Here is a 12,315-nt window from a genome sequence, read left to right as displayed (position 1 = left end):
CCAAGCTGATGATATAATAGAAAAACTCTGACAAAGGTTGGTTTTACATATGGAGAAAATGACGAGAAGAACATTTTTAAAAAGAGGATTCGGCATTTTTGGCACGGTTCTTGCGACGGCTTGCGGAGGCTACGGCTATGCCCGGTATATTGAACCGCGCATGATTGAAATCACTCGGCATACAATCACCAGCCGCCTGATTCCACGCGGCTTTGACAATTTTAAAATCGTTCAATTCAGCGATACGCATCTCAGTGACGTGTTTACAGCCGAAGACTTGAATAAAACAGCGGAAAAGATCAATCAGCTGAAGCCCGATCTGCTTATCTTTACGGGAGATTTAATTGATAAGCCGCATTTATATCATGATCATCAGCATGCGCTCGCCGTGCTGGAAAGGCTTGAAGCTCCTTTCGGCAAACTTTGTGTATACGGGAACCATGACCACGGAGGCTACGGCACGAACACGTACAAGACCCTGATGGAAGCGGCTGATTTTCAAGTGCTTCGAAACGGCTTTCGTCAGGTGCAACTGGCAGATGGAAGCCGGATTGAACTTGCGTCTTTGGATGATGTAATGCTCGGAAAGCCAGATTATGAAGGCACTCTATCCCGTCTTTCCGAAGATGCGTTTTCCATTTTACTCGTTCACGAGCCGGATGCCGCACTCAAGATCGGCGGACATCCCGTAAACCTGCAGCTGTCGGGACATACTCACGGCGGTCAGGTGCAGCTTCCGTTTTTCGGGCCGCTCATTACGCCCCCTTACGGAAAAACGTATACCGACGGCATGTATACGCTGCATGACACAACCGTTTATGTCAATCGCGGGCTCGGTACGACAAGACTGCCGTATCGATTTTTAGCAAGACCGGAAATCACGCTGTTCACATTAAAAACCGTACAAAAATAAGACTTTTATCCCGATGCACAAACAGCCCCTCCTTAATATGTATATGGAAAAGAACAAAAAGGAGGGTGATGAAACTGCTGACCTATCAAGTGAAACAAGGAGAAACCATCTCAAGCATTGCGCAAGACTTCAGAATAAGCACGGCCGCTCTCCTTCAGGCAAATCCCTCAATCCAATCGGTCATTTACGCGGGACAGTATATTATCATACCGAATCTTCCCGACCCATCCACTATTCCCTATTCCATTGTCGTGTATATCGGAGCGAAGAAACTGGAGTTATACCGCCTTGGCAGGCTCATCCGTACGTACCCGATCGCAGTCGGAAAAATATTGACGACCACGCCGACCGGGGAATTTTACATCGTGAATCGCCAGCCTAAGCCCGGCGGTCCGTTCGGCGCTTATTGGCTCAGCCTCTCTAAGCTCCATTACGGCATTCACGGGACAAATAATCCTTCCTCCATCGGCAAAGCGGTATCAAAAGGATGCATCCGCATGTATAATCAGGACGTCACTGAACTTGCCGCTACCGTCCCTAATGGAACAAGGGTGACGATTATAAGATAGAAAGATCTCATTTGTTTATGGAACGAGCTGATGATAATATATTACAGTGGGACCTTTAGGGTAAGGAGCGTGTTTATGGATATATTTAAAAATCGCAATTTTGTCCGTTTATTTTTCGCAGCACTCGCTTCTCAAATGGGAACGACTGTAGGTAATATGGCTTTCGCTTTTTACTTACTGGATCGCTTTGCCAACCAGCCGGCATACACGACTTTGGCAGAGCTCATGTATTCGCTGCCGACAGTTTTCGTATTTCTGATTGTCGGTGTCGCAGCTGACCGGCTCGACAGGAAAAAGGTCGCAGAAAATTGTGACTGGATCAGGGCGGGACTGACGATCGTATTGTTTGCGGCATTATACAGCGGGAATATTCCTCTCGTGTTCTGTATATTGTTCATCAGAAGCGCCGTGACCAAGTTCTTTTTCCCGGCGGAAGCCAGCCTTGTACAAGCTATTCTGCCTAAGGAGCATTATGCGAAAGCAGCGGGACTTAACCAGATCCTGTTCAGCATCTTTATGGTATTCGGCGTCGGTATGGGTGCGTTTATGTATAAAACGATCGGTGTTCACGGAGCCATTATCCTTGATTTTGTCAGCTTTATTGTGTCAGGCTTTCTGATCCGCGCCTGCCGCATTCCGATAGAAGCCCGTCAGCCGAACGGCCCTTTTAAATGGGGAGATTCGTTTCTGAAAGACTCGGCCGCTGATTTTAAAGAAGGGATCGTATATATTATTAAAAACAAATTGCTTGCTTCTCTTATTTTCGGCTTTTTTATTTTTGGATTTGTCAACGGCGGCTTTGCCGTACTTCCGATGTTTACGATGAAATACGGACTAGCGCCCGATCATTACGAATCACACACTTCCATCTTCACCGTCGCACTCGGCTTCGGTTTGCTTGCCGGAAGTGTGATCGGAACGATGCTCGCAAAAAAAGTCAAACCGCATCATTTGATGTCGCTTCCGATTTTGGCTGCCGGACTGCTCATTTTTGTCCTCGGCTATACGGATCAGCTGTGGATTTATTATGCGGCGGCTTTTGTCCTCGGCATGTGCATCGGCCCTGTCAATATCGCCATCGGCGGCTGGATGCCGAAAATCGTTCATCCGAAAATAATGGGCCGGGTCAGCGGCTGGCAGGATCCCTTTATGATGTTTGCCCAATCGATTACACTCGGACTTGTCGCCCTGTTATTTCCGAAATTCGTTTCCAATATTGATTACCTTTATTACGGCATGGGAATCGTGATTTTGGCGGTATTTGTGTTCTATTTTATCGCCCTTCCGAAGTACAGCGCCGAGGCGGCGGAAATCGATGTGCAGCAATCATTAAAAGCTGATTCTGAAAAACATGCGAATCCTGTCTAATAAAGGAAAAAAATGCGCCCTTTTCATCAGAAAAAGGCGTATTTTTATATTCAATATTTGCATTTCAACGCTAAAAAAGTATAATCTATATATGAACTTGATCAATGCAAAGGAGAGAAATAATGGACGACCACGCTTATTCGAAAGAGCTGCAGCCAACCATCGAGAATCTTTCAAAAGCTGTTTATACTGTGAACCGCCATGCCAAAACCGCCCCCAACCCTAAATACCTTTATCTGCTGAAAAAACGGGCATTACAAAAGCTTGTGAAAGAAGGCAAAGGGAAAAAAATAGGGCTTCACTTTTCAAATAATCCCAGGTTTAGCCAACAGCAGTCAGACGTACTTATCTCTATCGGAGACTACTATTTTCACATGCCTCCAACAAAAGAAGACTTCCAGCATCTTCCGCATTTAGGTACGTTAAATCAATCGTACCGCAATCCTAAAGCACAAATGTCTTTGACAAAAGCGAAAAACTTATTGCAAAAATATGTGGGCTTAAAGGAAAAACCGCTAGCCGCTAACAGGCAGCAGCCCGCTTATCATAAACCCGTGTTTAAAAAACTTGGTGAGAGTTATTTTTAATTCCACTGCAAAAAAGCCGATGCATGACGCATCGGCTTTTTTCTATTCAATCACGTACGTATCCACTTTTTTAATTAACTCACTGATTTCAGGCTTGCTGATCTGTTCATCCGCTCCGACGACTTCGCCCCGGTGGCGCAGGTCATCCGTAATCAGGGACGAAAAGATCATAATCGGCACATCAGAGCTTTGCGGGTTATCCTTAAGGAGCTTCGTCAAACGGTGCCCGTCCATTTTCGGCATCTCAATGTCACTGATGATCATGTCAATATGGTCTGACAGATTTGCTCCTTTATCCGTTAATTCCACGACATAATCATACGCTTCTTTTCCGTTTTCAAACGTAACGATTTCACTGTACCCCGCTTCAGTCAGTTCATCCGTCAAAAGGCGCATCAGAAGCGGCGAATCTTCTACGATAATCAGTTTTTTACCCGCCCGTCTTTCATCAAATCCTTCCTGATGGACATGGTACGTCTCAACTCCGGATGCCGATTCAATGTCGTAAATGATCTTCTCATAATCAGGTAAAAAGATCATCGTGTCTTCCAGTTTAATGATACCCGTTAAGTGCCGCTCCATGCCCTGATTCAGCGAAGTCGGCTTTTCAATCGCCTCCCAGGACACCCTGTGGATCTGTGATACGGAACCGACGTGAAAGACGATTTTCCGCTTGTTGAATTCCGTCACGATATATTTATCGTCTTTTGCCCCTTCGGCATCAACGCCGAAAAAGGTATACAGGCTGATGACGGGAAGAATTTCGCCTCTCAGCTTAATCATCCCTTCTACGTCTTTGTGAGACTGGGGCACAGATGTGACATCTACCGGCTGAATGATTTCCCGGACTTTCATCACATTTATGCCAAATGTATTGACGCCTACTTCAAATTTGACGATTTCTAATTCATTTGTGCCTGAATCCAATAAAATATCGTATTGTTGTAAAGACAATTCAATCCCTCGCTATCCGCATTCAGTATTGTACTGTTTATATCGGCTGTAAACGGAAAAAGTGAATGTATTCGGGCCAACTGGCCATTAACTCTTTATAAAAAGATTCTTTTTTCTGTTATCCCATTGACTTTTTGACATCGAGTGGTAAAATAGTCAAGGATTTTTCAGGAAGAAGGGTGTAATAAATGGGTACAGTAGTCATATTCGACCAAGATCAAATGACGGTGTTAGAAGATATCAGTAAAACGGCTTACCTGCAAATGAAAAAAGAAGCGAATGAGTGTCCCGATAAGCCCGCTCCGTATATCGTATGGCGGGAAAACATCAGCTTTGAATACGGGTATTAATGACATTCGCCACATATCACAATAGATAGATCATGATACAATGAAGACAATCATTTCAGCTGGTTGTCTTATTTTTTTCTGAAAGAAGGTATGTTTTCACATATCGGACATATACTCGGGATAGTTCACTTAAATAGATGACAAATGCTCAGCTAGTGGTAAAATAGGATAAACTCAATATATAGTATAAGGTGATGAATTATGGAACATTTGCTTAATCCGAATGTAAAAGAAATTGAAATTTCAGGAATTCGCAAATTCTCAAATCTTGTAGCTCAGCATGATAATGTCATTTCGCTTACGATCGGCCAGCCGGATTTCTTCACGCCGCACCATGTCAAAGCGGCGGCCAAAAAAGCAATCGACGAGAACGCTACGGCGTATACTCCGAATGCGGGCGGTCTTGAGCTGAGACAGGCCGTACAGCTTTATATGAAGAAAAAAGCGGATCTGAATTATGAGGCCGAAACGGAAATCATCGTCACAACCGGGGCGAGCCAAGCGATTGACGCGTCTTTGCGGACGATTTTATCTCCCGGCGATGAAGTCATTCTGCCCGGACCGATTTATCCCGGCTATGAACCGATTATCCGCATGTCCGGCGCCGTTCCCGTTCATGTGGACACGACGACACACGGATTTAAGCTGACGGCGCGGCTCATTGAAGAATCGCTGACGCCTAAAACAAAATGCGTCATTCTTCCTTATCCGTCAAATCCGACCGGAGTGACATTGTCTGAAGAAGAGCTGAAAAACATCGCAGCTGTACTGAAAGGCAGAAATGTTTTTGTACTGTCGGATGAGATTTACAGCGAATTAACCTATGACAGACCGCATTATTCGATTGCGTCTTATTTGAGAGACCAGACGATCGTGATCAACGGGCTGTCAAAATCACACAGCATGACAGGCTGGAGAATCGGTTTCATTTTCGCACCGAAAGACATTGCCAAGCACATCTTAAAAGTTCACCAATACAGTGTGACATGCGCGTCCTCGATCTCCCAGAAAGCAGCGCTTGAAGCGGTGACAAACGGCGTTGATGATGCGCTTATTATGAGAGAACAGTATAAAAAGCGGCTTGATTATGTATATGACCGTCTTGTGTCAATGGGGCTTGACGTCGTAAAGCCGTCAGGCGCATTTTATATCTTCCCTTCCATTAAGTCATTCGGAATGTCATCGTTTGATTTTAGTATGGCTCTTTTAGAGGATGCAGGTGTGGCTCTGGTGCCCGGCAGCTCGTTTTCAAAGTTGGGTGAAGGGTATGTGAGGCTGTCATTCGCATATTCACTGGATACATTGAGAGAAGGTTTAGACCGGCTGGAAGCGTTTATTTTAAAAACGAGAGAATCCATGCAGACTATTTAAACAACGGCGTTACGCCGTTGTTTTTTATTGTTTCGGGAATGTAATGTGAAAAGCTGTGCCTTTATCCGGTTTGCTGTCTACTTGGATGGCTCCCTGATGGTTTTTAATAAGGTTGAATGTGACCATCAGCCCCAGGCCGGTTCCTTTTTCTTTCGTTGTCAGAAACGGTTCGCCTATTCGTTTCAGCACGTTTTCCGGTATCCCGTCACCCTCGTCTTTGATCGTCACCTTAACGGAATACTCATCTTCTGTCATGAGAATGTGGACCGTTCCCCCATCAGGCATCGACTCAACGGCATTTTTTATCAGATTGATAAACACCTGCTTCAGCTGATTTTGATCACCGTTAATAAACATGCTGTCCCGTTCGTAATCCGTTTTGATGAAAATCCCTTTAAGATTTGCCTGCGTCTCTAAAAGAGCGGTTACCTCACTTATAATTTTCTTTAAGTTTACACGCTCTTTCACTGCGTTATGCTGAGGTTTGGCAAGCATTAAAAGTTCACTTAAAATTAATTCGATTCTGCTCAGTTCAGAAAACACAATTTCAAAATAATGTTCGTTTTCTTCCATCGTCGGCTTCATGAGCTGTAAAAATCCTTTGATCGCCGTCAGCGGGTTGCGGATTTCGTGAGCGATTCCCGCCGCCAGTTGCCCTGCGATAGACAGCTTTTCCGACTTCAGCATTAATTCCTCCGTCTGCTTCCGCTCAGAAATGTCACGCAGAATGACCTGCACGGCCGTTTCTCCGAAAAACGTCGTCGGAATGCAGACCATTTCCGTGTAGATCAGCCGGTTTTTAAAAGTAAACCACGATTGTTTAATGATTTCGGACTCGGTCTTTCGGTCGATAATATGTTGAATCCGCTGTCTCACGTCGTCATGATCACAGGGATGAAGCTGATCATAGACGTTTTTTCCGATTAAATCTTCATAGGTTTCGGCTTCAAACAGCGAAATACCCGACTCATTCATGAATACCCATTTGTCATTGTGAATCACGGCGATCGTATCAATTGAATTCTGAATGAGGAGCTGATAACGCTCTCTGCTTTTTTGAAGAATCGTCTGGAATTTTTTCCGTGAAGAAATATCAATCAGAAGCAGTAATTCCGCCCGCTGATTTTTATATGTCGTCGGCGCCGCCTTCACTTCTAAATGAATGGGCGTGCCGTCAAGTCTTCTCCACGTCTGTTCAATCATTCCGACTTCCATTCCTTTTTGCATCCGCACAATTCGGTTTTTCACAATGTCGTGATACTCTTCTTCAATAAACTCATAAGAGCGCCTGCCGATTACCTCGTCTTTGCTTTCGGCTCCCAGCATGGCAAGCATCGCGTTATTGGCGTAGGCGATTGTGCCGTTGATACTGACGTATAGAGGATTCGGCAGCGTTTCAACAAGACGCTCAAATTCGCCGTTTCCAGCCGCTTCTGCTGACTGTTGTTCTGCCTTTGGCTTCTTCTGTTCATACATATAAGACCTGCACGGTGTCTTCTCCTTAAGCACCTTGATTTTAAGGATAATTTCCCGATCTGTCCCCTCCATTTGCGGTGTGACAATTTCCACACCTGCTTCAAGCCAAACAATGGTATGATCTTTTTTAATAAGGCGAAAGGTGCAAGGCATTAAATGATGCTCATTATAGAAGTAACTTTCAACCAAAAATTGATCTTCCTCATGCAGGAACGTTTTGAGAAACGATCCGATCATCTCTTCCTGGGAATAACTGAAATACGATTTGCAGTTTGCAGAAATATACATAATACGCCCATTAGACGTCAAAACGGCATGAAGATCGGTTTTCGATTGAAGCTGTTTGACATGCTGAGTATCCTGTTCCACAGAATCCCTCCTTTGCATTTTACTCACACTGCAGGCTGGTCACGGGCTGATATTAAAAGAATTTCCACTAGATTGATTCGCTAAAAAATGAGCATTCTCCTTCTATTCTTATTGTGAACGTCAATTTTCCTGAATGAAAGAAAGGGCGCACGATATGTTCGGCCGCCCTTTCATTTGTTATTTTTTATTGTATTTCTTTTCAAGCTCTTTGTAAGCGTCAACTGCTCCCTTGGCAATATTTTTGCTGACATGATCTTTATCATTTCGAACAGACGGAACGACGACGCTGAATGCCACTCGTGGATGTTCTGACGGATAATAGCCGACAAAAGTCAGGTTATACGTGTATTCCCCCCACCAGTTTTTGTTCGTTCCGTAATAGTGCGTCTCCGCGGTTCCCGTTTTTCCGGAAACATCAGCGCCGGAACCTTGGAATGTTGAATAAGCCGTTCCTTGAGGTGAGCTTGTGACCAATTTCATTCCTTTATGAACCTGATCAAAATCGCTCGGGCTGTTATTTACTTTGTTCAAAACTTTAATATCACGCTGTTCAATCGCTTTTCCAAGTTTGTTTTTGCTGTCCGGTTCATGAATGCTTGTGACGATCCGCGGCTGCACGCGATATCCGCCGTTTGCGATGGCCGAAATATATTGAGCCATTTGAAGCGGCGTATATGTATCAAACTGTCCGATCGCAAAATCCAGCAGCAATCCCCCGACCAATTGCGGATTTGACTGCATTCCCGCTGATTCCTGAGGAAGGTCAATCCCGGTTTTGACACCCAGGCCGAATTGGGCGTAGTAGTTGCGCATTTTCTTAATATCGTCTAATCCGGCCGGCAGTGTGCCGTGCGGAACGTAGGGTATGCCGGCGATATGCATGGCCACATGAAACATATATACGTTTGAACTTCTTTGCAGCGCGGTCAGCTCAGTAATGGGTCCCATTTGTGTCCACGATTGTTTTGTCGTTTTCCCTTTAAAGCTAAGCGGTGCATCGACAAACGTTTTATAATGCGGGAGGCCGCTTTGGTAACCCGCAAGAACAGTCGCTCCTTTAACAGAAGAGCCCATCTCATATTGGGTCGTAAATGCTCCGATCGCAAAATCCTGTGTTTTATTCGTTTCGAGATCAATGCGTTTCCCCGCCATTGAGAGAATATCCCCGTTGTTCGGATCCATCATGACGGCAAATCCTCTGTCAACCATATAGTTGCCTGCGGCGCGGCTTCTTCTCAGCTCTTTTTCAATGACTTTTTCGACTTTCGATTGTAATTCCATATCGAGCGAGAGCTGCAGATCGTAGCCTCTGCTGCCTTCATCGACGGGCTTTTGGCTGATGACTTCACCTTTGCTGTTTTCCACATACTCTACTTTTTCTTTATGTGCGTTTAAATAGTCTTCATACTGATATTCAATGTAGCTTTTACCCACCCGGTCATTCAGTGAGTATCCTCTTGTGACATAATAATCTTTCCGTTCGCCCAACAATCCCTGTTCCGGTGTCGTCACACCGCCGAACAGAGAGTACAGCGTTTTGTCGTACGGATATTTCCGCGTCCAGTCATTGATTACGTCAATGCCGGGGAGCTCTTTCAGGTGCTCGGATACGACGGAAACTTCTTCATATGTCAGGTCGCTTTTCGGTTTCTGCTTGTTGTTGTCATGTTCGTCAAGCAGTGAACCGCTGTTTCCGTTTCCGTTCAGCTTATTCGGGTCCATTGATTTGACCACTTGCGGCTGATAAGCGTTTCCGCTTGAAAAACGCGTATAAATCGCCGCGATTTGCAGCTCTTTTTTATCTTTTTTGACCGCATCAATCTCCTGCTTCGGAACGCGTTCAATCTGGCGTTTGTACACTTCTTGGGATTTCAGGCTGTTTTCTGAATCCTTTATAAGCTTTTCCGCCTTCTTCGGATGTGCGGCAAGCCAGTAATCAATGATATTTCGATCCTTCATAAATTCAGTATCAATATGGATCAGTGCGGCGAGAGTTTTTGCCGTTTTCAATTTGTCCTTTGCCGAGGTTTTTGAGGTAGAAACGTATACAATTTCAGGCACAGCCTGGTTATCAACCGCCACTCTGTTCCGCTTGTCATACATCTTTCCCCGCGGTGTCGGATAATAGGCGGTTTTTGCATTTGCTTTCTCCGCATCCTGGCGGTGTTTATCCCCTTCGACAATCTGGACGATGCCGAGTTTAAAAATCAGTGCCGTAAAGAGAAGGAAAACAACTAAAAAATAGAGATTCATTCTCAGCGCTCTGTAACGTTTCGTTTTTTTCTTTGGTTCACGCGCGACTTCAGCCACTTTCTGTTACACCTCTCAAATCATTGAATATATTTACATAAACAGATTTTAATTGTAACATTTTTGTAAAAGTTGTTACAGCGAAAATGGGTAAAAAAAACTGTCAAGATCAAATTATCTCAAAATATATCTAACACTTCAAATAACTTGAAGTGATGTAACAGATTTTAAAATATAAATACAGATCGTTTTTCCTGATATAAAGCCATTTTTCTATGCTCAATTACAATTATGACAAGAGATTGTTGTCAAAGGAAATGAATGCCTGCATTATGACAAAAAAGCTGTGATAAGATTTTTCATGTAGAAAAAAACAACTTCTCTGGGAGGCTATAAACTTATGAAGAAAGCATTTCTCTTATCTGCCGCCGCGGCAGTCAGTTTGATTACATTCGGAGGCATTCAGCAGGCATCTGCCAAAGAGCTGTCATGCCAGCACGTCGTTACTGTGAAAAAAGGAAACACCGTACAGCATCTGACTCTTCAAGAGGCTGTTGAAAAACTACATATGAAAAAGAGCGCGAAACAGCTGAGCTTTAAAAATGAGAAAGAACTGAAACAGCAGCTGCAAAAACACGCAAAGCATTCTGATATGACAGTTAAAGACGTTCAAAAAGAAACACCGGCAAAAACGGCACCGGCAGCTGCTGAAAAACCGAAAGCCGATCAAAACCAGACGGCTGACAATGCAAAACAGACAGATAACACAAACAACAGCAGCGAGAAAACTCCTTCATCTGTCAGTGCGTATGAAAAGAAAGTCGTTGAATTGACAAACGCAGAGAGACAAAAGCAAGGCTTAAAACCTCTGCAGATTGATGATAAACTAAGCAAATCAGCTCACGCAAAATCACAAGATATGAAAGACAAAAACTATTTTGATCACCAAAGTCCGACTTACGGTTCACCTTTCGATATGATGAAGTCTTTCGGAATCACTTATAAAACTGCCGGTGAAAATATCGCCAAAGGGCAGCCGACTCCGGAAGCTGTCGTCAAAGCTTGGATGAACAGTGAAGGCCACAGAGAGAACATCATGAATCCTGAGTTCACTCAAATCGGTGTCGGTTATGTAGAATCAGGAAACATCTGGACACAGCAATTCATCGGAAAATAAACAAAAAAGATTGCCCCGCGGGGCAATCTTTTTTATTTCACCCAAAGCTTATAAATGCTTTGAGTCCCGCTGTTTTCTTCTCCCTGCGCGGAAAGCTTGTCGTATAATGATTTGGCCAGCGCCAATCCAGGCATTTCTTCTCCCATGAGCTCCGCTTCTTCAAGAGCAATTCCCATGTCTTTAATAAAGTGTTTCACGTAGAATCCTGGTGCAAAATCGCCTTTCAGCATACGGGGAGCGAGGTTGGACAATGACCAGCTTCCGGCCGCTCCGGTTGTAATGCTTTTCAGCACTTGTTCCGGGTTCAGACCGGATTTTTCAGCGTAAGCCATCGCTTCAGCCACTCCGACCATTCCAGCTGCAATCGCGATCTGATTGCACATTTTCGTATGCTGGCCGCTGCCGGCCGGCCCTTGATACTGAATGTTTTCCCCCATAACGGAGAAAAGCGGCAGGCATGCTTCAAACGCTTCTTTTTCTCCTCCGGCCATAATGGCAAGCGTTCCGTTCCGCGCGCCGATGTCTCCGCCGGAAACGGGTGCATCCAAGGCGTGAATGGATTTTTCTTTGGCTTTCTCAGCTATCTTCTTCGCCAGAGACGGTTTTGATGTCGTCATGTCAATGACAAACGTCCCTTCTTTTGCGTGCCGGAGAATGCCGTTTTCGCCGAGATAGATGTCCTCGACATCACTCGGATAGCCGACCATGGTAATAATAATGTCTGCTTTCTCTGAAAGGTCTTTGACCGTCTCCTGCCAGACCGCTCCCTTATTCAGAATCTCTTCCGCTTTTTGTTTCGTCCGCGTGTAGACTAAAACAGGATAGCCCGCTTCTAAAATGTGCGATGCCATACTGTTTCCCATGACACCTAAACCGATAAATCCGACCGTTTTGTTCACTGCGCTTTCCTCCCCTGATGCGATTCATATAT

At 44.6% G+C, this 12,315-nt stretch carries 10 protein-coding genes and 1 pseudogene; 7 read left to right on the top strand and 4 right to left on the bottom strand.

All coding sequences use genetic code 11. The features are described from left to right. The first annotated feature begins 49 nt into the window (after positions 1-49). The 4 genes from ABDB98_RS07225 (at position 50) to ABDB98_RS07210 (ending at position 3,437) form a co-directional block, all read left to right on the top strand. On the top strand, positions 50-913 hold the full coding sequence (locus tag ABDB98_RS07225; RefSeq protein WP_438421796.1) for a metallophosphoesterase: 864 nt from the start codon (positions 50-52) through the stop codon (positions 911-913). Positions 914-987: 74 nt separating this feature from the next. After that, positions 988-1,482 carry a L,D-transpeptidase family protein gene (locus ABDB98_RS07220; protein ID WP_438422126.1) on the top strand — a complete coding sequence of 165 codons (495 nt, stop codon included), beginning with the start codon at positions 988-990 and terminating at the stop codon, positions 1,480-1,482. A gap of 75 nt (positions 1,483-1,557) precedes the next feature. Next, entirely contained in the window at positions 1,558-2,850 is a 1,293-nt protein-coding gene (locus ABDB98_RS07215; protein ID WP_438421794.1) for an MFS transporter, read from the top strand. Positions 2,851-2,972: 122 nt separating this feature from the next. After that, positions 2,973-3,437 carry a YkyB family protein gene (locus tag ABDB98_RS07210; protein WP_013352067.1) on the top strand — a complete coding sequence of 155 codons (465 nt, stop codon included), beginning with the start codon at positions 2,973-2,975 and terminating at the stop codon, positions 3,435-3,437. A 42-nt stretch (positions 3,438-3,479) separates the two neighbouring features. Here ABDB98_RS07210 and cheV read toward each other — a convergent pair whose 3' ends face one another. Further along, the gene (gene cheV, locus ABDB98_RS07205) at positions 3,480-4,391 is read right to left on the bottom strand and encodes a chemotaxis protein CheV (protein WP_049628385.1); all 912 of its coding nucleotides are present in this window, start codon (positions 4,389-4,391) and stop codon (positions 3,480-3,482) included. Between the two features lie 188 nt (positions 4,392-4,579). On the opposite strand from cheV, the gene ABDB98_RS07200 reads away from it, so the two are divergent. Further along, the gene (locus ABDB98_RS07200; protein WP_167388676.1) at positions 4,580-4,741 is read left to right on the top strand and encodes a hypothetical protein; all 162 of its coding nucleotides are present in this window, start codon (positions 4,580-4,582) and stop codon (positions 4,739-4,741) included. A gap of 201 nt (positions 4,742-4,942) precedes the next feature. Beyond that, positions 4,943-6,156, top strand: a pseudogene (locus ABDB98_RS07195) (aminotransferase A). Here ABDB98_RS07195 and ABDB98_RS07190 read toward each other — a convergent pair. Together ABDB98_RS07190 and ABDB98_RS07185 are read right to left on the bottom strand one after the other, a co-directional pair. Next, a complete protein-coding gene (locus ABDB98_RS07190) occupies positions 6,137-7,957 on the bottom strand; it encodes a PAS domain-containing protein (RefSeq protein ID WP_060962925.1) in 1,821 nt (606 codons plus the stop codon). The pseudogene ABDB98_RS07195 and the gene ABDB98_RS07190 overlap by 20 nt on opposite strands. Positions 7,958-8,134: 177 nt before the next feature. After that, a complete protein-coding gene (locus ABDB98_RS07185; RefSeq protein ID WP_438421793.1) occupies positions 8,135-10,267 on the bottom strand; it encodes a peptidoglycan D,D-transpeptidase FtsI family protein in 2,133 nt (710 codons plus the stop codon). A gap of 340 nt (positions 10,268-10,607) precedes the next feature. On the opposite strand from ABDB98_RS07185, the gene ABDB98_RS07180 reads away from it, so the two are divergent. After that, entirely contained in the window at positions 10,608-11,384 is a 777-nt protein-coding gene (locus ABDB98_RS07180) for a CAP domain-containing protein (protein WP_060962927.1), read from the top strand. Positions 11,385-11,416: 32 nt separating this feature from the next. Here ABDB98_RS07180 and ABDB98_RS07175 read toward each other — a convergent pair whose 3' ends face one another. After that, a complete protein-coding gene (locus tag ABDB98_RS07175; RefSeq protein WP_342794444.1) occupies positions 11,417-12,283 on the bottom strand; it encodes an NAD(P)-dependent oxidoreductase in 867 nt (288 codons plus the stop codon). Positions 12,284-12,315: the final 32 nt, after the last annotated feature.

This window comes from Bacillus siamensis (assembly GCF_051628075.1).
Lineage (GTDB): Bacteria > Bacillota > Bacilli > Bacillales > Bacillaceae > Bacillus > Bacillus siamensis.
Note: the sequence above shows the minus strand (reverse complement) of the source record. Positions and strands in the feature narration are given on the sequence as shown.